The sequence below is a fragment of the Paenibacillus monticola genome (assembly GCF_009664975.1).
Classification (GTDB): Bacteria; Bacillota; Bacilli; order Paenibacillales; family Paenibacillaceae; genus Paenibacillus_AQ; species Paenibacillus_AQ monticola.
The window spans coordinates 509,720-536,676 of record NZ_WJXB01000004.1 but is presented as its reverse complement, the minus strand read 5'-3'; the positions used below and the strand labels follow the sequence as shown (position 1 = coordinate 536,676).

The following is a 26,957-nucleotide window of genomic DNA, read 5'->3' as shown; positions in this document are numbered from 1 at the left end:
ATCAAGAAGAAACGGGTATCGTCTTTATGGACGGTATCCGTTTTTTCAAGCAATATGTGGAAGGGGATGGATTATTCAACGAATTTGATGCTCAACTTTTTGCTCCAGTAAATCCTGTGTGACCTCCCACAATTTTTTCTGCATCGCAGCATCACCGCCTGGTGATACCGGTTCAATTAAATTTCCGGTTCCAACGTTAAAATACCCGCCAGTCACTTTTCCATATGTCGGCTCTACGATTAATCTGGTAATAATATCTGTACCTCTACGGGGATCTCCAAGATGTAGAAATTTCAAAATACGTTCGATGACGGAGGCAAATCTGAGCTCGCGTCCAAGTCCGGTCACATTAAATCCCGGATTTAGTGCATTGACGCTAATCTTGGTGCCTTCCCATTGCCGAGCCAATTCGGCAGTGAACATAATATTCAACAATTTGGTTTTGCCGTAGATGGGCGATGAACCCCGAGCTGTAAAGGGGGCTGTATCTGTTAGATCATCTGGCAAATTCAACACACCATGATTGCGTGAAGCCTCAGAGGCCACATTGACCACTCTTGCACCGTCTGCGTTCTGTAGAGAAGGCTTCAGTGTATGTGACAATAGCCATGGCGCTAAATAATTCACAGCGATCATTTCCGGAAACCCTTCGGAAGTGGTACGTGGCTCAAAAGCATGAATACCTGCATTATTCAAAAGCACGTCGATCTTCGGATATGCAGCCACGATTTGTTTACCAACACGCTCTACATCCTTCATCAAGGATAAATCCCCGAAGAAAAAGTCGATCTTAACCGAAGAGTTGTTGGCTTGAATAATTTGTCTGGTAACCTCCGCACGTTCCTTGCTTCTAGCTGTCAAAACAAGATCAAAGCCGCGTTTCGCCAATTCTATTGCAACAAGCTGCCCCAGACCACTAGTGGCACCAGTGATAACTACAGTTGATTTTTCACTCATAATCATTCTCCTTTATGTGATACTATTTTTAATAGAGATATAAGTATATAGTTAACATATATCCACTATAATAATTTAATGGATATATGTCAACTATATTCAAGTGTTTTATTTTAGTTACGGAAAGGTGAATGAAGATGACAGATGAAGACAGCCCAAATAACCGGAGAGAGCTGCTGGAGATAGCGCTAGGCGAGCAGCTTAATGCACTTCTCAGCGCTTCACATGCTCTAAATGTTACAACCTCAGCGCGCTTTGATTCCTCCCTGCAGCCTGCTGCATTCCATATTGTTCGTTGGCTCTATGCCTACGGACCGTCAAGTGCTGCGACTTTAGCGGAATCCACCGCTATGGATCGTAGTTCGGTCAGCCGTCTTATCAAACAGTTAGAAACCTTGGGATATGTAAAAAAAGAGGCGGCTCCTAATGATCGCCGAGGCGTAGTGATTTCCCTGACGGAGACAGGTCAACAAAAAATTACTAGCGCGCTTAAGGAGAAAGGATCCGTCTTTTTCGAACGGATTTCCACTTGGAGTGATGCCGAGCTGAATGATTTCATGCAAATGCTTCGCCACTTTAATGGCTTTAGTCACGACTAGTGTTTATTTACAACTAAAAATACCGCTAATTCACAACTTCCCGAAGGAAACCATAAAAAAGACTGTTTCCCTCCTCATCTTCAAGATGTGGCGGAAAGACAGTCTTTCTGTTTAAGGTCACTCTCTATCGGGCTTCTTTTATAGCAGCTTCACTTACAAAAGTCTATCCCCGTGCTTCACTACCCATTCATTAGCTTCATGCAGTGCTGCCTCGGCCCGTTCAATTGCTGCTTTCACTTGAACAGTAGCTGTACCTCCGTAGACGTTACGCGCATTCACTACTGCCTCTGGCTGCAGCACAGCATAGATGTTATCGTCGAATAACGGCGAGAACTGCTTAAACTCCTCAAGCTTCAAGTCCAGCAGGAATTTCCCTTCGTTGATGCAGTACAGCACCGTTTTGCCGATAACTTCATGTGCTTGACGGAACGGAAGACCTTTACCCACAAGGAAATCGGCGATGTCAGTAGCGTTGGAGAAGTCCGTATTGACCGCCTCACGCATGCGAAGCTTGTTCACCTTCATAGTGGTAATCATCGGGGCAAACAGCTGCAGTGCGCCTGTCAGCGTCGCCACAGTGTCGAACATGCCTTCCTTGTCTTCCTGCATATCCTTGTTATAGGCTAACGGCAGTGATTTCAGCACAGTCAATAGACCGATCAGGTTGCCGTATACACGTCCTGTCTTGCCCCGCACCAACTCCGGCACGTCCGGATTCTTCTTCTGCGGCATAATGCTGCTGCCTGTGCAGAAAGCATCATCCAGCTCAACGAAGTTAAATTCCGTGCTACTCCACAGCACCAGTTCTTCACTGAACCGGGAGAGATGGGTCATTACAAGCGCTGCATTCGCCAGAAACTCGACAATAAAGTCACGGTCGCTGACGGCATCCAGGCTGTTCTCATAGACGCTGTCAAAGCCCAGTAGTTCGGCCACATAATGACGGTCAATCGGGAACGTTGTTCCGGCAAGTGCTCCCGCTCCCAGCGGCAGTACGTTAATACGCTTGTAGCTGTCCGTCAGGCGCTCTGCGTCGCGGCGGAACATCGATACATAAGCTAACAGGTGATGGGCGAACAGGATAGGCTGGGCACGCTGCAAATGCGTGTAGCCGGGAATGATCGTCTCCACGTTATCTTTAGCCTGTTCGATCAAGGCTTCCTGTAGTTCATGCAACAGAGCAACCAGCTCTACCACACGGTTACGCAAATAGAGATGCATATCGGTCGCCACCTGATCATTCCGACTGCGTCCTGTGTGCAGCTTGCCGCCGACTGGACCAATTTCCTCGATGAGCTGTTTCTCGATATTCATATGAATATCTTCATCCGCTACGGAGAACAGAACCTCGCCCGCGCGTACTTTGCCCAGCACCTTATTCAGGCCATTCTTAATAATCTCCACATCATCTTGCGGCAAGATCCCGCATTTCCCCAGCATCGTAACATGTGCCAGACTGCCCTGCACATCTTCTTCCGCCAAAGCCTTATCGAATCCAATGGAAGCCGTATACTCCTCCACCAGCTTGTTTGTGCCTTTCGTAAAACGTCCACCCCACAGCTTGCTCACCCGTTGCTTCCTCCTCTTATGACGCCAGAGGGCCGCTCCTATCCTGACGGGAGGAACGGCCTTCTCTAGTGTATCCGTTTAATTGATTGATAAAGAATTTACGCCCGCTTTACTTCGCTGACTCTGCAACACCTGCTGAGACCTTAAGACGCAGTGCATTCAAGCGGATGAAGCCTGTAGCATCGCCTTGGTCATAGGCTTGTGTCGGATCAGCTTCCATGGTGGCGATATCCGGATTATACAGGCTGACTGGACTCTTTACACCCGCGCCGATGATGTTGCCTTTGTACAGCTTAAGGCGCACGGTGCCAGTTACATTATTCTGGCTCTCTGTTACAAGAGCTTGCAGTGCAAGACGCTCAGGCGCGAACCAGAAGCCGTTATACACTAAGGTACTGTAACGGGTAATCAAGCTGTCGCGCAGATTCATTACCTCACGGTCCATCGTAATGGACTCCATTTTGCGATGAGCTGTGAATAGGATCGTTCCACCCGGAGTTTCATACACGCCGCGGCTCTTCATGCCAACAAAACGGTTCTCCACCATATCTACCCGGCCGATACCATGCTTGCCGCCCAGCTCATTCAGCTTTTCCATCACCTGTAAAGGAGTTAAAGTTATACCATTCAGCGCTACACACTCGCCCTTCAGGAAATCCAGCTCCAAATATTCGGATTGATCCGGAGCATCCTCAGGAGCGTTGCTCAGCAGGAACATTTCTTTGTTCTCCGGTGCGCTTGGATCAAACCATGGATCTTCCAGCACGCCGCTCTCATAGCTGATATGTAACAGATTGCGGTCCATCGAATACGGCTTCGCCGCTGAGGCTTGTACCGGAATGCCATTGGCTTCCGCATAGGCGATCATTTCCGCACGGCCGGGGAATTGGTTGCGGAATTCCTCCAGACGCCAAGGTGCGATCACCTTGATATTAGGAGCAAGTGCTGCTGCGCCAAGTTCAAAACGCACCTGGTCGTTGCCTTTGCCAGTCGCGCCATGCGCGATAGCTGTTGCGCCTTCGGCGATGGCGATTTCAACCATACGTTTGGCGATCAACGGACGTGCGATGCTAGTGCCGAGCAAGTACTGGCCTTCATACAGTGCGCCCGATTGGAACATCGGGTAGATGAAATCATTCGCGAACTCGTCGCGCAAGTCGTCGATGTATACCTTCGACGCGCCGGTAGCGAGCGCTTTTTCCTCCAAACCGTCCAACTCTTCCTTCTGGCCGATATCGGCTGTGAAGGCAATAATCTCCGCATCATAAGTTTCTTTCAGCCATTTCAGAATGACCGACGTATCCAACCCGCCGGAATAGGCGAGTACAATTTTTTCTTTAGCCATGAATCTGCAACTTCCTTTCGTGTGGGGGAGTGTAAGATGAAAAGATTTATGCTTATAGAAATCTGGTGATATGACGTAACTGCGTGAATTGTTTGGACTTCCGGCCGCTGTTGTCTCCAGATGTTTTTAATTATATCGCTGTTAGCGGATAACATCCGGAGACAAAGGCGAACGCTACGCTCCTCCAGTTCCAAACCTTCACTTCGTTACTTCACCAGAATTCTAACGCTCCAGATCAAGTTCATCTTATATAGTATTTTATATAATTTAAGAGCCATACAAGATCAATCCTAATTTCCTTTTAGCCCTGAGTCTTAACCCATCAATGCGGCCATCAGTGCTTTCTGTGCGTGTAGGCGGTTCTCGGCCTGGTCAAAAATAACCGAGTGCGGACCGTCAATGATGCCTGTGCTGACTTCTTCCTCACGGTGGGCCGGCAGGCAATGCAGGAACAGGTAATCGCTCTTCGCGCCCTGTACAAGCTCCTCGTTAACCTGATAATCTTTGAACGCCGCTTCGCGCGCCAGCTGCTCTGCTTCAAAACCCATGCTCGCCCATACATCCGTGTAGATGATGTCGGCATCCAGCACCGCTTCCTGCGGACTGCGGGTGATAACGATTTGTGCTCCAGTCTCTTTAGCGATCTCACGGGCCTCCGCTACAACAGCAGCATCCGGCTCATAACCTTCCGGTCCAGCAATCGATACATGCACACCCAACTTGGCACCGCCAATTAAGAGGGAATGGGCCATATTGTTGCCGTCACCGATATAGGCAAGCTTCAGGCCCTTAAGCCGTCCCTTATGCTCATACACAGTCTGGTAGTCCGCCAGTACCTGGCACGGATGTGCCTGGTCGCTAAGACCATTGATTACAGGAACAGAAGCGAACCGCGCAAGATCCTCAACTTTGTCATGGCCGAAGGTGCGGATCATGATGCCATCGAGATATCGGGACATTACCTGTGCTGTATCACCAATCGTCTCCCCGCGTCCAAGTTGAATGTCATTGCTGCTTAAGAACAACGCATGTCCGCCGAGTTGATACATTCCGACCTCGAACGAAACGCGTGTACGGGTAGAGGATTTCTCAAAAATAAGTCCAATCGTCTTACCCTTCAATGGCTGGTATTCCTCACCGTTCTTCTGCTTACGCTTCAGTTCGATCGCAAGCTCAATCAAATAGTTGATTTCTTCCGTACTGTAGTCGTTCAGCTCCAGTAAGTCGCGGCCTTTCAGCTGCTCAGCAATCTTTTGCGGATCGCTCTGTACGCCCTGGCTCATGAACTTGCCTCCCCGTTTACTTGTTTAGCATAAGTATGAATGAGTTCCGAAAGGATGTCCACCGCTTGGTCGATCTCCTCTGTGCTTACATATAGATTAGGAAGTAGACGAAGAACATTGGGTCCTGCGTTTACGAACAGTAGACCCCGTTTTTGTCCTGCCAGCACAATATCGCTTACCGGTGTCTGGCATTCAATCCCGATCAGCAAGCCTTTGCCACGAATATCTATAACAAAAGAACAATCTGCCAGCTTCTCTTTCAGCAGTCCGGTCAGGTATTCGCCCATTTCAGCTGCGCGCTGTGGCAGCTCATCCTCAAGCATCGTCTCGATTGTCGCTGCCATCACCGCTGCCGCCAGCGGTGTTCCGCCGAAGGTGGTCGCATGACTGCCCGGTGAGAACGCCTCGCGCAGATAACCCTTACCCAGCATCACACCGGCCGGGAAGCCGCTAGCCACCCCTTTGGCCAGTGTGAAGATATCCGGCTCCAGATCGTAATGCTGATGTGCGAACAGCTTGCCTGTACGGCCCATGCCTGTCTGCACCTCGTCTATGATCAGCAGTAGTCCTTTGTCCTTACACAGCTGGGCTACAGCATGCAGGAACTCCGGCTCCACCACAAGCACGCCGCCTTCAGCCAAGATCATCTCGATCATAATTGCTGCTGTATGCTCTCCAATGGCTGCTTCCAGTGCCGGAAGATCATACAGTGGCACAGTCTTGAAGCCTGCTGGAAGCGGCAAAAAACCTTCCTTAACTTTGGCCTGTCCAGTCGCCGTCAAAGTGGCCAGTGTCCGGCCATGAAAGGATTGTTCGAACGTAATAACCTCGTAACGGTCAGCGCCCTTCACTTTCTGATGGTAACGGCGCGCCAGCTTAATCGCTGCCTCATTCGCCTCTGCTCCACTGTTGCAGAAGAATACTTGGTCTGCACAGCTATTATCGGTGAGTAGCTCTGCAACCTTATCCTGTCCTGGGATGTGAAATAGGTTCGACACATGCCACAACGTATCGATCTGCTCCTTCAGCTTCGCACCCACTTTTTCCGGAGCGTGACCTAGACTGGTTACTGCCAATCCGCAGGTGAAGTCGAGATACTTGTTGCCCTTATCATCCCATACCCAGCTGCCCTTGCCTTTGACCAAACTAAGATCATATCTGGCGTAAGAGGGGAATATCGAACTCAGCTTCTTCTTAGCTGTATTCGGATTACCCGCTTCTGCGGTGTGAGTCTGCTGTGCTTCTATCAAGGAATCCTGCTCTGCTTGCGTAAGCTTACTCATTCTAAGTCACTCTCCCAACGGCTGTTCCGGGTTCCCGGCAGCGCTTATAATTTGTACTACCCAAACTGAACTTGATACTTCCCCAATCAGAAATTGGCCTTTTATCGTCGCACGATCCGCGTGCCCAGCTCTTCACCCTGCAGCACCCGACTAAGCACCCGCGGCTCTTTGCCGTCTACAATGACGACCTCTGAGACGTTCCCTTGGATACAATCCATCGCCGCGCGCACCTTGGGAATCATTCCGCCGTAGATTTCGCCGCTTTCAATTAAATCTTCTATTTGCTGTATCGTCACTCGCGGAAGCACTTCCTTCCGGCCTTCTACCGAACGCATAATACCTGGAACATCTGTAACTACGATCATTTTAGAGGACTGGACAAATGAAGCTACGGCCCCTGCTGCTGTATCTGCATTAATATTATAGCGTTGGCCTACTGCATCTACACCAATAGGTGCAATTACAGGAATGTAACCCATGGCAAGGATACCCGTCACAATCTCGGTATTCACCCCAGTCACCTCTCCAACGAATCCTATCTCAGCACTATTAGCTACTGGACGAGCCACAATAAGGTTGCCATCGACACCCGAAAGTCCCAGAGCCTTGCCTCCGCGTCCTTGAATCCGCCGTACAATCACTTTATTGATGCTTCCGGCGAGCGTCATCTCTACTACATCCAGAATAGCCTCCGTCGTCACCCGCAAACCATCGACGAAACTGCTCTCAATACCCAGCTTGGCGAGATTCTCCGAAATTGCCGGACCGCCACCGTGCACAATGACTGGCTGAACGCCCACTTGCTGCAATTCCCGCAGATCATCGAAGAATGAATCGGGCAATGCCGCCAGCGTACTGCCGCCGCATTTCATCACGAACAAGCTCTTCGTGTCATTCTTTTCTATAAGTTCATTAGTTGAATTTTGCGTCATAGTATTGGTATCCTTCCCCTTTGGCCTTACGAAAACCACACCTCAGGTACGGTAAGCAGCGTTGATACGCACATAATCATAGGTGAGGTCACAGCCCCAGGCTGTTGCCGTTCCGCTTCCATCATGCAAATCTACTGTAATGAGCACCGTCTCGCTTTTTTGTAAATAGACCAAGGCCTTCTCTTCATCAAAAGCAACCGGCCGCGACTGCAGCAGCACCTCAATGTCGCCGAGTGAAATATCTACCCGGTCCGGAGATACCGGAACTCCCGCGCGTCCAACCGCAGCAATGATCCGCCCCCAGTTCGCATCCGCGCCAAATATGGCTGACTTCACCAGGCTGGACCCGACAACCGTCTTGGCAATAGCTGCCGCCGCATCGTCGTCTACCGCACCATTCACTTGAACTTCAATTAGATGAGTCGCACCTTCTCCATCACGGGCGATCGCTTTAGCGAGACTCTGGCAGACATGGGTGAACGCAGCAGCAAAAGCAGCCCAATCCGGATGAAACCGAGTCAGTGTCTCATTGCCGGCGAGCCCACTAGCCATCGTGACCAGCATATCATTGGTGCTTGTATCCCCATCTACTGTGATCATATTAAAAGTAACATTCGTAGCGGCCCGCAGCAGGCTGTGCAGATCTTCCGCTGCAATGACCGCATCTGTGGTCATAAAGCCCAGCATGGTCGCCATATTGGGATGAATCATTCCCGAGCCCTTTGCGGCCCCGGCAATCGTAACTTCCTCACCGCCAACAAGTACCTTCACGCAACATTCTTTTTTGATCAGATCTGTGGTCAGAATTGCCTGGCAGAAATCATCCGCTCCGCTGGCGCCTCCGTTCAATTTCTCCGGCAATCCGGCAATGCCGCTGCGAACACGATCCATCTTCAACAGCTCACCGATGACGCCCGTCGATGCTACAGCAACGTCACTCTCAGCTACGCCCAAATAACGGGCAGCTTCTGCGCGCATCTCGTATGCATCCTGTTCACCCTGTTCACCTGTGCAGGCATTCGCATTCCCGCTGTTCACAATAATTGCACGCAATGTGCCGTTAACCAGGCTTTCCCGCGTCACCTTCAGTGGAGCCGCCTGAAATATGTTCGTCGTATACACTGCCGCTGCCGTTGCCGGAACCTCGCACACGATAACGCCGAGATCGTTACGCTCTGTTTTTTTCAAGCCACAGTGCAGACCTCCGGACGTAAACCCTTTGGGTGTTGTAATACTTCCGCCTTCGACGACGGTATATAGATCAATATTGCTCATAATTATCGTTACCACTGAACCTTATGGATACACAGGTGTGTAGCCAAGTCCAAGGGTTTCCTCCCATCCCATCATCAAATTCAGGTTCTGTATCGCTTGCCCTGCTGCACCCTTCACGAGGTTATCAATGACGGACACAATCGTAACCCGTCCTGTACGGGCATCTGTTGCAAAACCAATATCACAATAATTAGAGCCGCTAACTTCCTTCGTTGCCGGAACCACACCAACATCCCGAACACGCACATACGGTCGCCCTGCATAATATTCACGATATAATTCCACAAAATCCTGCTCGGTATAATGGCTATTCATCCCTGCATACATCGTATTCATAATTCCACGGTTCATCGGCACGAGATGGGTGGTGAACGTTACCGTAACTTTTTCCCCTGCGATCTCAGTAAGCGTCTGTTCGATTTCCGGGATGTGCTGGTGTTTGTTCATTTTATAAGCTTTGAAGTTCTCATTGATCTCCGCAAAATGGACCGTCAGGCTCGTTCCCCGACCTGCTCCGGACACTCCGGATTTAGCATCAATAATGATACTGTCATGCTTAATCCAGCCTGCCTGAAGAGCCGGAATTAATCCCAGCAGCGCAGCTGTTGAATAACAGCCGGGATTGGACACGAAATCCACACCTGCCACTCGTTCGCCAAATACTTCACACAGTCCGTATACAGCCTGTTGCAGATAGACATCTGCTGGAGCCGGATGCTTATACCAATGCTCATATTCAGCACCATCCTTCAGCCGGAAATCGCCGGACAGATCCACTACCTTGAGTCCAGCTTCGAGCAGCTGCGGCACCAATTTGGCGCTCACTCCTGACGGCGTTGCCGTAAAGACCACATCCGCCCTACCGGCGATCTCAGCCGGGTCGACGCCATCCAGATTGCGCTCAATAACCCCAGTCAAATGCGGAAAACCTTCCTCAATAGGAGCACCAGCACTCGACGAGGAAATTACCGAAGTAATCTCTACCATAGGATGGTTTTGCAGCAGCCGAATCAGCTCCACGCCCCCATACCCCGTTGACCCCACAATTGCCGCCCTCAGCTTGCCTTCCACTGTCATCCCCGCTTTCTGCTTCTAATTTACCAAAAACTAGAATCTATCTAAAGGCTGCCAAGCAGCTTCATTCCCGGATATTAACCCATGTATACCATCCTGCAAATATGTATTATTATACGACTGAATTAATATAAATACAACACGTTAAGTTAACTTTCCTACAAGATGAAACGGCTTTGCCGTCCTTTATATGGACGGTACCCGTTTCTTCGAGAAATATAAGGATAAGTTATCGTGTGAAACATATGAATTCTTATATTTTAAAAAAGAGAAGCATAACCCCTCCTTAAAGGAGAATTTATGCTTCTCTTTTGAATCCTTCGCCCAGCACTTCATGTGCTTCAGTAATAATAACGAATGCTCCCGGGTCCACTGAACGGACAATCGCTTTAAGCCTTGCAATCTCGTTCTGGCCTACTACTACCATCAGCACCGTACGGTCATCGCCCGTATAGCCACCTTGAGCGTTCAGCTTCGTTAAACCACGATCCAGATCATTCAAGATAGCCTGTGATATTTCCTCCGTCTGATCCGAGATAATATACGCAACCTTTGTACTGCTGAAGCCAACCTCCAAGGCATTAATGACCCTGCCCGTGACGAACAGTCCGATTAGTGCATACAACGCCTGCTCCATGCCTAGTACAAAGGCAGCCAGAGTGATTACCGTACCATCCAGCAGGACAACAGACATGGAGAAGCTGAGGCCGGATATCTTTTGAATAATTTGTGCCAAAATCGTCAACCCGCCTGTCGAACCACGCCCGCGGAATACTAATCCAAGTCCCAATCCCACGCCAATCCCGCCATAAATAGAAGCGAGTAGTGGATTCATCGTTGGAATCGGTCCGTCCTTCGTCAAAAAGATAAACAACGGCAAGACGAAACTCCCCAGCAAAGAACGAATTCCGTATTGTTTGCCAAGGAACAATATCCCGAGCACAAACAAAGGAATATTCAGCGCCCATTGGGTAAAGGCCGGTTCTGCTCCAAACCAAGCCTCAGCCAGCACCGACAGACCGGATACGCCCCCCGAAGCAATACGATTCGGCAGAAAAAACAGATTAAAAGCAAGTGCAGTGATTAGCGAACCAATCAGAATTAATGCGATATCAGTGGTATGACGCAACGGTCCATTTAGGGGAATAAACGGGGGCTTGTTGCGCGATTTGATTTTTTGCATGCATGGATCTCCTTATTCTGCCTCTGTCTTAATCTGGCTGCGCAAATAACCATCGATAAATGCATCCAAATCGCCATCCATTACCGCTCCTACATTCCCTGTTTCCACGGAGGTCCGGTGATCTTTGACCATACTATACGGATGGAACACATAAGAACGAATCTGACTGCCCCAGGCAATATCCGATTGTTCGCCCCGAATCTCATCCAAATGCGCCTGCTGCTCCTGCAGCTTACGTTCATACAGCTTGGAGCGCAGCATCGTCATGGCTTGTTCCCTGTTCTTGATCTGGGAGCGTTCATTCTGGCAGGTCACTACAATACCTGATGGAAGATGGGTAATCCGCACCGCAGAGTCCGTTGTATTAATATGCTGACCGCCTGCGCCTGTAGCGCGGTAAGTATCGATCTTCAAATCCTCCGTACGAATTTCCACTTCTACATCATCCAGAATTTCCGGCACAACATCGCAGGATACAAAGGAGGTATGGCGTCGTCCAGAGCCGTCAAAAGGAGAAATACGCACTAAACGATGCACACCTTTCTCCGTCTTCAGGTATCCATAAGCATTGAAGCCTTTTATAAGAAGAGTTACACTCTTGATTCCAGCCTCGTCACCCGCAAGATAATCGAGAACCTCAACCTTAAAGCCATGCTTCTCTGCCCAGCGAGTATACATACGCAGCAGCATTTGACCCCAGTCCTGAGACTCCGTTCCCCCTGCACCCGGATGTAACTCCAGAATCGCATTAAGCTTATCGTAAGGCTGATTCAATAGCAGCTGCAGCTCGAATTCATCCAGTCGCTTCATCAATTCACGGATGGTTGCTCCCGTCTCGGCTGCCAGATCCTCGTCACCCTCATCATCCGCCAGCTCAGTCATCATCTCGGCATCATCATACTCCTGCTGCAGCTTCTCGTATTGATCCACTGATAGCTTTACCGCATTCATCTCGGCGATTACGCCTTGTGCCTTGTCACTATCATCCCAAAAACCGGGAGCCGCCATCTTCTCCTCGAAGTTGGCAATAATCTCCTGCTTCAGGTCTAAGTCAAAGTGACCCCCTAAGATTAGTTAGTTTCTTGCCTATTTCACGCAGGTCGTGCTTTACATTCGGATCTATCATGGGAGTTCACTTCACCTTTCAAAATAGGTTGTTGCGTCTTGCGCTATTGGACTCTTTGGAAGCCCTTTGTGATCGAATGCCGCTTCGCTGGCGGATTATTCTTCCGATTGCTGTTATCCCCGGATTTCTCGAATTAATATCCAATGAATGAAATCCGGGGATAAAGGCAAACGCTACGCTTCTCCAGAACAATTCCGCCTGCTGCGCTGCACGATCACCAAAATGCATAAAGTCCAAAAAAGCGGCTGGGCCGCAAACGGGTAACCCCGGGCCCAGCCGCTCTTATTGTCATTATACCCTATAAGAATAATACTCAAGACTTATCTGGTGGTTCTTCTTACGCGTTCTGACCGTGGCAATTCTTATATTTCTTGCCACTTCCACAAGGACATGGGTCGTTACGTCCAACCGTTGACTCAATGTGCACCGGACGTTTCTCAACAGGTTCACTGTTTGTGGAAATTTTATCTTCTTCCACAACCGACTGCCGTTCCTGATTCGTCTCAATGTGCGCCTTCATAATATAAGTCGCCACTTCTTCCTGAATCGTAGCAGTCATCTCATTGAACATTTCGAAACCTTCGAACTGATATTCGCGCAGCGGATCTGTACCGCCGTATGCACGCAGGTGAATCCCTTGACGCAATTGATCCATAGCATCGATATGATCCATCCATTTGCTGTCTACGGAGCGCAGAACGATTACTTTCTCAAATTCGCGTACCAGCTCTGAGCCAAGACGTTCTTCACGAGCAGCATACTTCTCCAGCACGAGCCCAAAGATATATTCGATAATCTCTTCTACTTCCTTGCCCCACATATCATCACGGGTCAGAGAGCCTTCATCCAGCAGCTTGCTATTCACGTAATCAGCAACCTCCTGCAACTCCCAGTTCTCAGGGATATCGTCGCTGCAATGCGCATTGACAATACGTTCAATGACCGGCTTAATCATCTCGATTACCACATCTTTGATATTATCAGACTCCAGAATTTCGCGGCGTTGTTTATAAATAATGCCACGCTGCTGGTTCATAACGTCATCATATTGCAGTACAACTTTACGAACATCAAAGTTATTACCTTCAACCCGCTTCTGTGCAGATTCAACCGCACGGCTAATCATCCGGCTCTCAATCGGCTGATCTTCCTCGAAGCCAAGGCGATCCATCATGTTCAGTACATTGTCTGCGCCAAAACGTTTCATCAGTACATCACCGAGTGATAAATAAAATTGTGTAGAACCCGGGTCGCCTTGACGTCCAGCCCGTCCGCGTAACTGGTTATCAATTCGCCGAGATTCATGGCGCTCTGTACCAATAATATGCAGACCCCCAAGATCCGTAACTCCTTCACCCAGAACGATATCCGTACCACGTCCAGCCATATTAGTCGCAATAGTAACTGTACCTGGTTGCCCAGCGTAGGAAATGATCTCCGCTTCCGCAGCATGATGCTTGGCGTTAAGAACTTGGTGTTTGACGCCTTTGCGTTTGAGCATTTCAGAGACACGCTCCGAGTTCTCGATGGAGACAGTACCTACAAGCACCGGTTGGTTCTTCTTATGCCGCTCAACAATTTCTTCCACAACAGCGTTAAACTTACCGTTCTCACTCTTGTAGACCACGTCAGGATGATCCAGACGCTGGTTGGGTTTATTCGTTGGGACCTGCAGAACTTCCAGGCCGTAAATGTTCTTCAATTCCTCTTCTTCCGTCTTCGCAGTACCGGTCATACCACCCAGCTTACGATACATCCGGAAGTAGTTCTGGAAGGTTATCGTGGCCAGCGTCATGCTCTCGTTCTGCACCTCGATTTCTTCCTTTGCTTCAATAGCCTGATGCAGTCCATCACTGTAACGCCGTCCCGCCATAAGGCGGCCTGTGAATTCATCCACAATAACGACTTCTTCTTCCTCATTCACAACGTAATCCACATCACGACGCATAATAACATTCGCCTTGAGGGCTTGAACAATATGATGATTCAGAGTGACATTACTATGGTCATAGAGGTTCTCGATTCCAAAAGCGCGTTCAGCAATAGCTACGCCCTTCTCTGTAAGAGCAATGGATTTCACCTTAATATCTACGGTATAATCCTCTTCTGCAGTCAATTTCTTCACGAAACGGTCTGCTGCAAAATACAGCTCAGTAGATTTCTCTGCCTGACCTGAAATAATAAGAGGAGTCCGCGCTTCATCGATAAGGATAGAATCCACTTCATCGATAATACAGAAATACAAAGGACGTTGTACCATTTGCTCTTTATAGAGCACCATGTTGTCACGCAAGTAATCAAAGCCAAATTCGTTATTCGTGCCATACGTAACATCGCAGGCGTACGCTGCTTGTTTATCATCATGGTCCATTCCGCTCAGGTTCACCCCAACCGTCATGCCCAGAAAGTTATAGATTTGTCCCATTTGCGCGCTATCGCGCTGAGCCAGATAATCATTAACGGTTACAACGTGTACCCCTTTACCGAGCAACGCATTCAAATAAACTGGCAAAGTACCTACCAGTGTCTTACCTTCACCGGTCTTCATCTCGGAGATTCTGCCTTCATGCAGTGCCATACCTCCGACTAACTGTACATCAAAATGCCGCATGCCAAGCGTCCGTTTGGAAGCCTCACGTACAGTAGCAAATGCTTCGGGAAGAATCTCTTCCAGCTTTTCGCCTTTTTCAATACGGGCACGGAATTCGTCTGTTTTAGCCATCAGTGCTTCATCCGAGAGCACCGCAAATTCCGATTCCAATCCATTAATTACATCGACCGTCTTCATTAGACGTTTGACATCGCGTTCGTTGGTGTCGCCGAATATTTTCTTCACAAGTCCTAGCATGGTTAACCCCTTTCATGCAACACAGATGGTGGAATCGAGCCCATCCTCATAGAATTGAAAGGGCCATTTATAAATTCGATTCCGCTGCTTCATAAATTGTAACAGTTTGTAAGAGATGCCGCAATACAAGCAATATGAAGCTTTGTTTTCACAACTTCTATATATACGCACAAGAGCCCTATTCGCTTCATGCGAATAGGGGCTCGTTTTAATTTTCTTCATCAAACCTTGGCCACTCGCCGCATTACTGGCAGTGCTCCGGCCTAGTCCTGCTCAATTAATCCATATTTACCATCATTGCGTTTATAAACAACGCTCACTTCAGAAGTGTCAATATTGGAAAATACAAAAAATGTATGACCAACCATGTTCATCTGCAGAATCGCTTCTTCCACATCCATAGGTTTCAAGATAAAGCGCTTATTCCGTACAACTTCCAAATCATCGTAATCCTGTTCATCTAAAGCAACAGCGCCATTAGCTCCTTCCACAAATAATGTCTTCAGGCTTCCTTCCTGGCGGAACTTACGATTAAGCTTGGTCTTGTGTTTACGAATCTGGCGTTCCAGCTTGTCCACTACAGCGTCTGTTGATGCATACATGTCATCGCTACGATCTTCGGCACGAAGTGTCACACCCGCTAGTGGTATTGTTACTTCCACCGTATGAAGGCCACGAACGACGCCAAGCGTCACATATCCTTCTGAGGTAGGGGGTGCATCGAAATACTTCTCAAGTCTGCTGAGCTTCTTATCAACATATTCTCTCAAAGCCTCGGTCACTTCAATTTGTTGACCTCGAATGCTGAATTGCATGGGCACTCCTCCTTTGTTGTACAAGATCAGTATACCAAATTGTTAGAGCTAAGTAAAAAGCAAAAGATGACAGCCTTTACATTTAGTTAATAAAAGGTGACACAACGCTGACAAAAGCAGGCGAAATATGCCGAAAACAAAAAGAAATGGCTTCGCAGTCCTTTAGATGGGTGGCACCGATTTCTGTGGAAAATATAAAGATACGTTATCATGCGAAACCTATGAATCTCTAAAAATTTTTAAAAAAAGTCCGGAATGGGCAAATCGCCTGTTCCGGACACATTTTCTAACAGTTAACGTTTATTTCGTATGGATACGAATGATTTCTATGGGCGACCAAGGACTAACCGATCCCTTTATAAGATAAATCTTATATCCGGTGTTGGCCGCTAGCCCGCTCAATGAAAGTGTGTACTCAACTCCCGCCGGAGCGGTTGAAATCGTTCCCTTCAATGGCGATACCACACCTGTGCTATCCTGCCCAGCCGCTATTTGCGCTGCACTAGGGTCTACAGCACTATCAGGCAATATAACATAACTTAATGACTCTGTAGGGCCACTAATCTGTCCATAAGTAACATACACATCTGCAGTTACAGTGCCTACATTACCCGGTTCAAACTGTGAAATCGAGGTTGCAGGACCTGAGACTGAGACAGTCGTAAATTGGACTGTTGAAACAGCAGACCAATTGCCGGAAGCATCAGCAACTGTCACATAAGTTGCATACTCAGTGCCAGCTGATAAACCGTAAACAGAGAAAGAAACCGTTGTATTGGCTAAAGTCGCCTTGTTTCCGTGATTCACTCCTAATGTTCCGTCACTCTTCAGTCCATCCCGCACCTGAAAGGCAGTTGGTACACCGCTATTAGAAGGTGCGACTACATAGTATACTGCGCCAGTTACGGAAGGAGTTAGATAGACATCCGCCGTAACGACGCCAACATTACCGTAGGTTGCACCGCTTACTGTCGGAGTAGTGACTGTTCCTCCTCCACCTCCTCCGGATCCTCCGCCACCTGATCCACTGCCTGGAGCAGTTGTAGCAGTTGGTACTGGGCTAGCCGTTGGTGTTGGTGTTGCAGTAGGAGTTGGCGTAGGTGTAACTACACCACCTGGGCTTGTTGGTTTATAAATAACCGAGTTGCTAATAATACCAACCGCTTCTGCACGTGTTAACGCTTTCTTTGGACCAAAAGTTCCGTCCGGATATCCGTTAATGATCCTCTTTGCTGCTGCAGCAGACACTGCACCCCGGCTCCACGAAGCAATTTGAGCATTGTCCTTGAAATTGGTAGTGGTTGAATTTGTATTTAAGCCAAGTACCTTTGCCACAATGACAGCGGCTTCCTGTCGGGTCAATGCATTGTTCGAACGGAACGTATTATTTTCATACCCACCGATATATCCTGCTTTTACAGCCTTGGCAACTTCAGCGTAAGCCCAGTTAGAGCTCTTAAGATCCTTAAAGCTGATAGTCGTTGTTTCTGTGAAACCGAACAGACGGTTTACAAGTGCTACATACTCCCCTCGAGTAATAGCTTTGTTTGGTTTGACGGTACCATCCTGGTACCCGTGCAAGTAACCTGCATCCAGCCATTCCTGCAGCTGACTTTGTGCCCAATGACCTTGAATATCCTTTGGTACCGGTGCAGCGGAAACACTGCCAAGAGATCCCAATAACATACTGATCCCCAATATTCCGGTCATAATACCACGCCACTTCTTGTTCATACTGCTAATCATCCTCCTGTGCTAAAGTTAGAGTACGTCGAGGCAAGATAAAAAGCCCAACCTTCTTCATTACCCATATTTTAGCGGATGTTAACATTTATTATAAAAAAGATAATACTCCATGAAAAAAGGACCCTGGGAATAGTCCCAAAGTCCTCGCTAGCGTTGTCCTCAATTGCTAACCATCTACCATATATGTAGGTCGGCTTCGCCGGATGATTATAATTTGATTACGTTAGCTGCTTGTGGTCCGCGTGCGCCTTCAACGATGTCGAATTCTACGGATTGACCTTCATCCAATGTCTTGAAACCATCTGTTTGAATTGCGGAGAAATGTACGAATACGTCGCCACCATCTGAAGTCTCGATAAAACCATAACCCTTTTCTGCATTAAACCACTTTACTTTACCTTCCATTGATAAACATTCCCTTCGTCATCAGATGAACGTGAGTCTTGCTCACAAATCGACTATACCACCGCAACTTCTCAATTGTCAATTGGAATAGTAAATGTTTACATGCAATAAATTACCATTCCTTAATTTAACAATAAATAGAATAAAAAAACGGCTTAACAGCAAAAAAAAGGAGCAGATGGTTTATAAATACCCATCTGCTCCTGAGGTGAATCAAGAAGAATGTATTATTTTTTGCGATCCATTAAAATACTATCTGGAGCGTAATGTGTATCGTATGCGTTATGCTGTGCCTTGGCCTGATTACGCTTCTGCAGCCAGTCTTGGGCTTCGAGGCGATGAGAATTCATTGCGGCGAGAATTGCAGCATCGTCTTCCAAGATTCGATTAATTTCCTGTTTCTGCGCAGGCGTTGGTTGGAATATTGCCGCTCTTTCCCCCATAGAATCGACAATATTCTGTCGTTTCTCCACGAAGGACTCAAGCTCCTCGTAAGGGGCTTCATTCAGGCGGCCCATAATCCCCTGGGTCAACTGTTCTAAACTCCGAATGAGTTCATCCATGGGTAATTTCAGGCTGACTCGCAGCGATTTTGGAAGCCTGAAACCAAGTTTCTCGAAGGTCTGTGAGATAGCCTATGGCTTCTTCGGTTTTCTCTTGACTCTTGTGGACATTCGCTTCGACAAGCAAATAATTAATATATTCATAAAGTGCGTATAGGCCCTTGGAAACCTCGTAAGTCTGGTCCAATGTAATCATTAGTTCCTTTACAATATTCTGTGCCTTGCCAAAATTCAAATTGGACTTCTCATAATCCTGTTTGCTGATTCCATCCATTGCCGTTCTAGCGAAGCGTATCGCTCCATCATAAAGCATAATTAGCAATTGTGCAGGCGTTGCTGTCTGAACAGAAGACTGACGATATTTCTCATATGGAGAAGTCATCATGTGAATTCACCTCTATCAATTATTGTGCCATGAAGTTAGTAATCATACTGGACTGGTTATTGTATTTATTCATAGCAGTCTCCATGGACGTAAACTTTTTGTAGTAGCTAGTCTCTAAATCGGTTAGTCTGTCCTGAAATGCGCTAATTCGATTAGTATAATCCGATAAACTTTTCCCTATCAGGCTGTCCTTCTTGTAAGCAATGGTTATGTCTGATGAGAACTTCGAAGTCCCTGCTTTGGTTACAATCTTGTCCAGAGCAGCATCGACTTTTGTAGTTAATTTATCAAATAATCCATCTGAGCCGCCTGTAGAGCTTTGAAAGATAGAGGTAACTTTTTGTGGATCGTCCAGTATTGCTTTTTTCAAAACGGTTTGGTCAATATGCAGTTTCCCATTCTCGTAATAAGGCCCTGCTGTTATTCCAATGGCACTCAGATCGCCAATTTTCTTCGTTAGTTCTTCACGCATTGAAGAGATAGTAGATTTCAGAATGTCATCATTCTTCAGCAATCCACTTTTTGCTTTGGCTTCCCATTGTGTAATATCACTATCACTCATATCTTTCTTCTGCTCATCCGTGAGGGGAGGAAAATCCTTATAACGTGCTTCGTCAACCTTGGTTTGTAGTGCACCTAACAAATCGTTGTAATCCTTCACAAAACTAGTAATCGTCTCTATTGCCTTTGCGGGATCTGATTGTGTTGTTACTGTTGTAGCGTTACCACCTGAAACTGCCAGTAATGTAAACTGAACGCCATTCAGACTAAAGCGGTTACTATCAAAGCTTGTAGTTGATGCACTACCATTGATTTTCACCAGTGCAGGCTGAGAATTAACTTGAGTGTATGGTCCAGTTGATCCCAATACCGTCAACAGAGTACTTGGATCACTGATTACAACCTTACCTTCAGATCCATAAGTCTTCGAAGCGATGGAGAACTTGCCTGAAACTTCATCAAATGTAGCCGTCACATTAGCTGCACTTGTATTAATCTTGGATACGACTTCCCCTATGGTCAGGTCCTTGTCAAAATCCAAAGTTTTACCATTGATTACGATATTATAAGTTTGAGTTGCAGGGTCGGCGCCTGTAAGTGCACTTAGTTTGGATTGTGAAGTAGTCTTGGCTGTACCCGTCGAAGGAGCTGGTACAATCCCGGACTCCCATGAAGCTGGCTTGGCAAGTTGGGTGATTTCCATTGAGATAGGAATCCCGTTAGCATCGGCTGTTGCTTCAGCCTTCATTGCAGTTGTATTTCCGCTTACAACAGCCGTCTGAGTATTCAACTCCGTAGATTTATTATACGTCATTAGCTTAGAGTTACGGAAATCGACAAGTTTACTGTTTATATCACGATAATTGTCTCTCTGCCACGTGAGCGTCTGTTTTTGTTGAGATAATTTGTCCAAAGGCACGCGTTTTGCGGTCATCATTTGTTTCACTAGTGTGTCCACATCCATACCAGAAGCCAACCCACTTATTCGAGTTACCATATCATACCCTCCTATTTATATTCTTTCATCAATTAATATTCCTGCAATCTTCATCATACTAGCCACAAGATCAAGCGTCTTCTCAGCAGGGATTTCTCTGATCAACTCGCCGGTATCCTTATTCCGCATTTTGATCATTATTGTATTGGTTGGTTTGTGCATACTAACTTCAAAATCAACTGTCGGTCCCTGCAACGCTTTGAGCGCACGATCAAGTGCTTTGACAACCTGTTCATCTGCTGTTGAAACAGAGACACCCTGATTCTCCAATCCCCTTATTTCCACATAGCTGGGTAATTGTGCTATCGCGCTACTGTCTTCTTTGACCTCGCTCTTAGGAGGTGTAATAGGTGCACTCACCGTATCTATTGATTTATTACTATAGTTCCCTGAACCCGAAAGACGAATCTCCATACCGAATCCCCCCGATAGCTTTCATTCATACTCTATTTATCGGTTATTCGGTGCGTTAGATGAATATACAGCGGAAGAATTATCCTGCAGATTGATAAAAAAGCTTAGAATTATAACTTTCCAACAGTTTCTTGTTAAGTCTCCACCGACTTCGATAAAAAAACAAACACCAGTAGCTACTTTCCAGCTACTGGTGTTTGTTCAACATGATTAATAATAATAAAAAAAGCCAGAGCTTTCGCTCTGACTCCATACTATTGCTAGTATGTTTCCAACTAATTATCTCAACAACTGCAGAACCTGTTGTGGCTGTTGGTTAGCTTGAGCCAACATTGCTTGAGCAGCCTGCGAAAGAATGTTGTTCTTGGAGAATGTTGACATTTCTTTAGCCATGTCAACGTCTCTGATACGGGATTCAGCAGAAGTCATGTTCTCGGAAGCAGTACCCAAGTTGGCAATGGTGTGTTCAAGTCTGTTTGTGTATGCACCAAGCTTGGATCTTTCGGAAGAAACAGAATCAATTGCAGTTTGGATTGTAGTGATCGCTGTAGTTGCTGTTGCGGAATCAGTTACTTGAACTCCTGAAACTCCAAGTGCAGTTGCTCTCATATCTGCAACGCCAACGTTCATCATTTGATTTTCATTAGCACCGATTTGGAAGTTCAATGTTCCGTTTCCAGTTACAGTCATAACTGTAGCAGCAGCCGCACCATTTACTTCAAATTGCAATCCCTTAGCATTACCACTTGTAATAGTTACAGTGTTACCCTGTGCTGTGTAACTACCTGCACCAGCTACAGTAGCATCAATACCAACAGAAGCTACCTGAGTAGCAGCAGCAGCCGCATTAGATGTGAATTTCGCGGCACTTCCTTCGTTGGTAGATGTCAATACTAATCCACCTGCTACTTCTGATGCCTTAACTCCAACAGCTGCATCATTAATGGTTTTTATTACATCGGCTTGAGTAGTACCAACAGCAAATTTAAACTGAGTACCATTTACAGTAACATCAGCAGATAATGCAGTAGTAACATTTCCTGTAAATGCAGCAGCTCTTGTAGCAGTTGCCTTAGTTGCAAGAGTTGAGCCAGTAAGAGTTACTACAGTACCTACTACTGTATCGCCAGTTCCTCCAGTGACAGTAGCAAGTGCATCAACAGTAGATACACCCGTTACATTAGCTCCACCATTAAGTAGTTTCTTAGTATTGAACTCTGTGTTGTTACCAATTCTATCTATTTCAGAAGTCAACTGATCCAATTCTTTTTGTACTTGGCCTCTATCGTTGGAGTTCAATGTGTCATTCGATCCTTGAACAGCCAGTTCTCTCATTCTTTGCAGAATGGAAGTTGTTTCGCTCAATGCGCCTTCAGCCGTTTGCAAGAGAGAAATTGCATCTTGGGAGTTACTAGAAGCTTGATCAAGACCACGAATCTGGCCTCTCATTTTTTCGGAAATAGCAAGACCTGCTGCATCGTCGCCGGCTTTGTTAATGCGAAGACCTGAAGAAAGCTTTTCCATTGATTTGCTGGCGTTACCTGCGTTGATGTTCATGTTTCTGTTAGCATTGATGGAGCCCATATTGTGGTTGATAATCATAATAAAATTCCTCCTTGAAATAGTTTGTCCACATCCATGTGGTAAGTGCTGCCGATCAGGCCGGCCGTCCCTTTCGATTCAGCACCTGTTATATATATCGACCTCAGCATCGTATTGTTTATAGCTATTATGAAATTTCTTTAATTTATTTTTGCTCACGTAAGCGATCCATGAGTGCGCTTAGATTAGTGGTACCTGAAGTAGCCGATTCCTTGTTAGATTCCTTGATCGATAAATAGACTTCCTGGCGAAAGATATCGACATGCTTGGGCGCAGAAATCCCTACCCTAATACTATCCCCATCCACACTTAGAATGGTGATTTCAATATTATCCTGGATGATGATGGATTCGCCCTTTTTACGTGTAAGTACAAGCATCTCATTCGCCACCCTTCTGAAGTACCTCTTCCACAGCATTCCACAAACGGTGTTTAGTCCCGTAGGACGATTTGTGCAACACTACCTGTTTACCGGTATGTTTAACCGGATTCAGTACAATAGGAGCCAGTAGATTCAACGTTGCTTGCTCCAGTTCGTCTTTAATAGTCACGATACAGCAAACGATAACATCATCTTCTAGCTCCAACTCTTCCTTATCACTCTCTGGCAGCTGAAATTCATAGGCTGGGTAGAAGACAAAGGGATCACTTAAGAGAAAGGATAAGCTCTGATTGTTTAAAGATTGGAGATAAGAGAAGGGTCCCTCCTCCCCTATGATTACGGCAAACTCCGTTTCTTCCTCAAAACCGGGGATTCCTTTGGAGAAGTGGTACACCTGATCCTCGTTTATATCAAGCGTTCCCCATGTCAACGTTTCTATAATCATTATTATGAACACTCCTTTATCATTTGTTTAACAAAAAAGCTATAGACGTTTGGTCATTAGCAACCTAATCTATAGCTTTGGATATATGTTTGAATTAGGTAGCCATTAATAATTGTTATCTTATAAAATCAACCAATGATGTTTGAATAATCTTAGCACCCACACTTAGCGATGCACTATATACGTTCTCCTGGACTTTGGAATTCATTACCAACTCGGCATAATCGGCGTCTTCGGTTTTGGATTGCTGGTCTGTCAGGTTAACGCCCAAATCACTCAAACGATTCTGCATCAGTTGAATCCGATTGGTCTTGGCACCAATATTAGCCTGCACGGTTAACATTTTGTTAGTGCGCGTATCTATATTGGCCAACTCGCCAGATAATCCAGTCGTGTCTCCAGTGGTCAAGGCAGTAGATATCCTGTCAATAACTTTAAAGATATTATCAGCGTCAGTCCCACCAAAAACTTCATTTCCCGTATTATTAATGGGCAGTTGAACGCTCTCTCCCACTGAATAATTCACTAGTCCATCATCTGTGGTGACTAGAGCAGCTCCGGAGGTGTCCAGAACCCCATCTACACCTGTTGAGAAATCAAAAGGCTTCACATCATACTGCTGGCCATTAAAGATATATTTCCCATTAAATTGACTGTTGCCAATATCAACAAGCTGCTCTTTAAGCTGTTTAACCTCTTCATTGATACTGTTGAGCGCAGTTTGCGGATTACTTCCATTCGCTCCCTGGACGGCTAGTTCACGCAGGCGTTGCATAACAGAACCTGTCTGAGTCAATACCGTATCATTAAATTCCAACCAGGAAACGGCGCCATCGACATTATCCTGATATTGCTCATTAGCTGACAGCTCCGCACGATAACGCAGCGAATACGTAATGCCCACCGGATCATCGGATGGAGTATTCAGCTTGCGGCCAGTAGCCAACTGTACCTGGGTATGATTCATAGTACGGGCATTACGGTTCAGGTTAAGCAGCAGCTGTGAGTTCATCATATTGGAGGTTACTCTCAACATAGGTCATTTCCCCTTCCCTTGTTTTATATTATCTGCCTACGGTTCCGGTAGAGTTAATTAATTTGTCAAGCAATTCGTCATAAGTAGTCATAAACCGCGCTGCGGCACTATACGCATGCTGGTAGACAAGCATATTAGACATTTCTTCGTCGAGGGATACTCCACTTACCGATTGACGGCGCGCATCCACCTGTTCCACCAAATAGTTGGCGTTATCGGTCTGGCGTGTAGCTTCTTGTGATTGGACACCCAACTGTCCCACCAGTGATTTATAGAAAGTTCCTGGCGTTGCCGTAATACCCGTTGATGCGGATTTGAAAGAACCTACCTGCTGAGTGGCTAGTAAGAGAGCCAAGGTATTATTTCCGTTAACGACCTTTTCAGAAGTACCGGTTCCGGTAGTTCGGATAGAAGTGGCTAAAAGGTTAGTGTCTCCAGCAATTAATGGATTAAAAGTAATATTACCTGCTGTTATAGTAGATCCATCTCCCGTAATTGTGAACAAGGGCTTGCCGGGATTAAGCGTTCCGTCCATGGTATAACCCAACTGATGAAGACCATTCAATCCTTTTACCGTTGTCTTCACGTCAGCATTCAATGTAGCGCCTGCAGGAAACGCTGTTCCAGCTGTAATCGTTGAAGATGTTCCATCTGCATTGATGACTGCAGCATCATTGGTTAGAATGGTTCCCGCTGGAGGCATAGAGCCTTTAGGAAGAGTAATTGCAACCTCACCAGTAGCAATAGTATTAGCTATATTGTCAAGCTGCTTCTTAAAATCGGCTACATAAACCTTACTTGAGGCTAACATGCCATAGACTTCACCCGATTTCAGATCACCTGTGCTGCCATCGCCGTAAGCACTTGTCAAAAATGCACTATCTACGGTTGCCGTTACCGCATTACCTTGGACAAGCTGTTGACCACCCAACGAAACATTGTATCCGCTATCCGTCTCCACTACATTTACATTAATAATCTTGGAAAGTTTATCTGTGATGAGATCGCGTTGATCGCGCAGATCATTAGCTTTGTCGCCCATGCTTTCAATCTTATAAATGGACTGATTCAGGTTAGCAATAGAAGTAAGGTAGGTCTGTACTTCTGTACCTTTAACGGCAATATTGGAGGATAAGTCACTATCCAGATTGTCGAGCTGTCTGCTCATATAGTTCAAAGCATCTGTCATGGATTGTGCTGTCTGTGCCACAATTTTGCGTGATGTACTATCTTCGGGATTCTTGCTTAGATCTGACCAAGACTTCCAGAAGTTATCCATTACAGTGCTGATACCTGTATCCGAAGGCTCATTAAAGATTGCTTCCAGCTTGTCCATGGTATCCGACTTAATGGTCCAACCCCCTAGAGCAGAGTTCTCATCGCGGAACTGGTTATCCAAAAAGTTCTCACGAATGCGATCAATAGAGCCAAATTCCACACCTGTTCCAAGCTGACCCGGAGCCGTAGAATTACTAAAGCCGTAAGCTTCAATAGGTTTGGATGCAGTCATGTTGACACGCTGGCGGGTGTAACCTTCCGTATTAGCGTTAGCGATATTATGTCCAGTCGTGTTTAGCGCTGCGGTCTGGGTAAAGAGACTGCGTCTCGCAGTCTCCATAGCATGAAAAGTGGATGTCATGTTATTGGTTCCTCCCTTGCATTTTGCTCTGGTAAATTACTAAACATCATTCAACCACGGGCATCAAAAAGGCCAGGCCGTTTCGCGCTGCTGCCCTTATCGGATGGATGATGGTAGGTGATCTCCTGGTTAGGTCTTCCGACTAACAGATCCAGGGAATAATCTATAAACGTAAGCGACTGCTCGATCAGCTTCTGATTTAGTTCGTTAGCAGCTTTCAGTTGCTGCAATGTGCCTGAAAGCTTCTGCTGAATATGCAGCAGTCGCGATTTGTCATCGGGATCAAATACAAGCCGGGACAGCTCACTTAGGTTCAGTTGCAGGTTGGAGCGAATACCAACCCCTTGCAGGAAGGCATATGCCGCCTGTGCGCGCTGTTCCTCCAGCTGTCCAATCAGCTTCATAAATTTAGACTCACGGTTTAGGATTTCGATTAGAGCATCCACCTTGTTGTCCATAATGCTCTGTTTCTTGCTAGCGGCCAGATTCAGCATTTGAATATGTGCTTCGTCCAACCGCTCAAGAAGTTCTAACAATGTTGTTAATGCCATGG

25 protein-coding genes are annotated in these 26,957 nt (G+C 46.6%); 1 reads left to right on the top strand and 24 read right to left on the bottom strand.

The genetic code is table 11. From position 1 onward, the window contains the following. Positions 1–75 precede the first annotated feature (75 nt). A complete protein-coding gene (locus GJB61_RS15015) occupies positions 76–957 on the bottom strand; it encodes an SDR family NAD(P)-dependent oxidoreductase (protein WP_154119296.1) in 882 nt (293 codons plus the stop codon). Positions 958–1,094: 137 nt separating this feature from the next. Between GJB61_RS15015 and GJB61_RS15010 the strand changes: the two genes are divergently transcribed. After that, positions 1,095–1,556: a MarR family winged helix-turn-helix transcriptional regulator gene (locus GJB61_RS15010; protein ID WP_154119295.1), complete on the top strand. Its 462-nt coding sequence runs from the start codon at positions 1,095–1,097 to the stop codon at positions 1,554–1,556. A gap of 153 nt (positions 1,557–1,709) precedes the next feature. Here GJB61_RS15010 and argH read toward each other — a convergent pair whose 3' ends face one another. The 23 genes from argH to GJB61_RS14895 all read right to left on the bottom strand — a co-directional run bounded on the left by argH (position 1,710) and on the right by GJB61_RS14895 (position 26,955). After that, entirely contained in the window at positions 1,710–3,125 is a 1,416-nt protein-coding gene (gene argH / locus GJB61_RS15005; protein WP_338115834.1) for an argininosuccinate lyase, read from the bottom strand. Between the two features lie 109 nt (positions 3,126–3,234). Beyond that, positions 3,235–4,470 carry an argininosuccinate synthase gene (locus GJB61_RS15000; protein WP_154119294.1) on the bottom strand — a complete coding sequence of 412 codons (1,236 nt, stop codon included), beginning with the start codon at positions 4,468–4,470 and terminating at the stop codon, positions 3,235–3,237. Between the two features lie 314 nt (positions 4,471–4,784). Continuing rightward, on the bottom strand, positions 4,785–5,753 hold the full coding sequence (gene argF / locus GJB61_RS14995; RefSeq protein ID WP_154119293.1) for an ornithine carbamoyltransferase: 969 nt from the start codon (positions 5,751–5,753) through the stop codon (positions 4,785–4,787). Continuing rightward, positions 5,750–7,036 carry an aspartate aminotransferase family protein gene (locus GJB61_RS14990; protein WP_154119292.1) on the bottom strand — a complete coding sequence of 429 codons (1,287 nt, stop codon included), beginning with the start codon at positions 7,034–7,036 and terminating at the stop codon, positions 5,750–5,752. The genes argF and GJB61_RS14990 overlap by 4 nt, the downstream gene beginning before the upstream one ends. A gap of 101 nt (positions 7,037–7,137) precedes the next feature. Next, positions 7,138–7,968, bottom strand: coding sequence for an acetylglutamate kinase (gene argB, locus GJB61_RS14985; protein ID WP_154119291.1), 831 nt, complete (start codon positions 7,966–7,968; stop codon positions 7,138–7,140). Positions 7,969–8,010: 42 nt separating this feature from the next. Continuing rightward, positions 8,011–9,243: a bifunctional glutamate N-acetyltransferase/amino-acid acetyltransferase ArgJ gene (gene argJ, locus GJB61_RS14980; protein WP_154119290.1), complete on the bottom strand. Its 1,233-nt coding sequence runs from the start codon at positions 9,241–9,243 to the stop codon at positions 8,011–8,013. 21 nt (positions 9,244–9,264) lie between these two features. Next, positions 9,265–10,320: an N-acetyl-gamma-glutamyl-phosphate reductase gene (argC, locus tag GJB61_RS14975; protein WP_154119289.1), complete on the bottom strand. Its 1,056-nt coding sequence runs from the start codon at positions 10,318–10,320 to the stop codon at positions 9,265–9,267. A 295-nt stretch (positions 10,321–10,615) separates the two neighbouring features. Further along, positions 10,616–11,500, bottom strand: coding sequence for a YitT family protein (locus tag GJB61_RS14970; protein ID WP_154119288.1), 885 nt, complete (start codon positions 11,498–11,500; stop codon positions 10,616–10,618). A gap of 12 nt (positions 11,501–11,512) precedes the next feature. Further along, positions 11,513–12,626, bottom strand: a protein-coding gene (prfB, locus tag GJB61_RS14965) for a peptide chain release factor 2 (protein ID WP_154119287.1) whose coding sequence is annotated in 2 segments (ribosomal slippage) — positions 11,513–12,553 and positions 12,555–12,626 — 1,113 coding nt in all. Because the reading frame shifts where the segments join, the coding sequence is not laid out codon by codon here. A gap of 337 nt (positions 12,627–12,963) precedes the next feature. Beyond that, on the bottom strand, positions 12,964–15,474 hold the full coding sequence (gene secA / locus GJB61_RS14960) for a preprotein translocase subunit SecA (protein ID WP_154119286.1): 2,511 nt from the start codon (positions 15,472–15,474) through the stop codon (positions 12,964–12,966). Between the two features lie 263 nt (positions 15,475–15,737). Then, on the bottom strand, positions 15,738–16,289 hold the full coding sequence (gene hpf / locus GJB61_RS14955; RefSeq protein WP_154119285.1) for a ribosome hibernation-promoting factor, HPF/YfiA family: 552 nt from the start codon (positions 16,287–16,289) through the stop codon (positions 15,738–15,740). A 300-nt stretch (positions 16,290–16,589) separates the two neighbouring features. After that, complete coding sequence (locus GJB61_RS14950; protein ID WP_195724342.1) at positions 16,590–18,023, bottom strand: S-layer homology domain-containing protein; 1,434 nt, start codon at positions 18,021–18,023, stop codon at positions 16,590–16,592. Between the two features lie 219 nt (positions 18,024–18,242). Then, positions 18,243–18,440: a cold shock domain-containing protein gene (locus GJB61_RS14945; RefSeq protein ID WP_036721237.1), complete on the bottom strand. Its 198-nt coding sequence runs from the start codon at positions 18,438–18,440 to the stop codon at positions 18,243–18,245. 227 nt (positions 18,441–18,667) lie between these two features. Further along, a complete protein-coding gene (locus tag GJB61_RS14940) occupies positions 18,668–19,003 on the bottom strand; it encodes a flagellar protein FliT (protein ID WP_195724341.1) in 336 nt (111 codons plus the stop codon). After that, the gene (fliS, locus tag GJB61_RS14935; protein WP_154119282.1) at positions 18,996–19,388 is read right to left on the bottom strand and encodes a flagellar export chaperone FliS; all 393 of its coding nucleotides are present in this window, start codon (positions 19,386–19,388) and stop codon (positions 18,996–18,998) included. The genes GJB61_RS14940 and fliS overlap by 8 nt, the downstream gene beginning before the upstream one ends. A gap of 19 nt (positions 19,389–19,407) precedes the next feature. Continuing rightward, a complete protein-coding gene (fliD, locus tag GJB61_RS14930; protein WP_154119281.1) occupies positions 19,408–20,886 on the bottom strand; it encodes a flagellar filament capping protein FliD in 1,479 nt (492 codons plus the stop codon). Positions 20,887–20,901: 15 nt separating this feature from the next. After that, positions 20,902–21,300 carry a flagellar protein FlaG gene (locus GJB61_RS14925; RefSeq protein WP_154119280.1) on the bottom strand — a complete coding sequence of 133 codons (399 nt, stop codon included), beginning with the start codon at positions 21,298–21,300 and terminating at the stop codon, positions 20,902–20,904. A gap of 279 nt (positions 21,301–21,579) precedes the next feature. Further along, positions 21,580–22,902, bottom strand: a complete 1,323-nt coding sequence (locus GJB61_RS14920) for a flagellin N-terminal helical domain-containing protein (RefSeq protein ID WP_154119279.1) — start codon at positions 22,900–22,902, stop codon at positions 21,580–21,582. Between the two features lie 145 nt (positions 22,903–23,047). Beyond that, entirely contained in the window at positions 23,048–23,281 is a 234-nt protein-coding gene (csrA, locus tag GJB61_RS14915) for a carbon storage regulator CsrA (RefSeq protein WP_154119278.1), read from the bottom strand. Position 23,282: 1 nt separating this feature from the next. Next, positions 23,283–23,729: a flagellar assembly protein FliW gene (gene fliW, locus GJB61_RS14910; protein WP_154119277.1), complete on the bottom strand. Its 447-nt coding sequence runs from the start codon at positions 23,727–23,729 to the stop codon at positions 23,283–23,285. Positions 23,730–23,844: 115 nt separating this feature from the next. Further along, positions 23,845–24,765, bottom strand: coding sequence for a flagellar hook-associated protein FlgL (gene flgL / locus GJB61_RS14905; RefSeq protein ID WP_195724340.1), 921 nt, complete (start codon positions 24,763–24,765; stop codon positions 23,845–23,847). 28 nt (positions 24,766–24,793) lie between these two features. After that, a complete protein-coding gene (flgK, locus tag GJB61_RS14900; protein ID WP_154119276.1) occupies positions 24,794–26,404 on the bottom strand; it encodes a flagellar hook-associated protein FlgK in 1,611 nt (536 codons plus the stop codon). A gap of 50 nt (positions 26,405–26,454) precedes the next feature. Beyond that, a complete protein-coding gene (locus tag GJB61_RS14895) occupies positions 26,455–26,955 on the bottom strand; it encodes a flagellar protein FlgN (RefSeq protein WP_154119275.1) in 501 nt (166 codons plus the stop codon). Between the last annotated feature and the right edge of the window lie 2 nt (positions 26,956–26,957).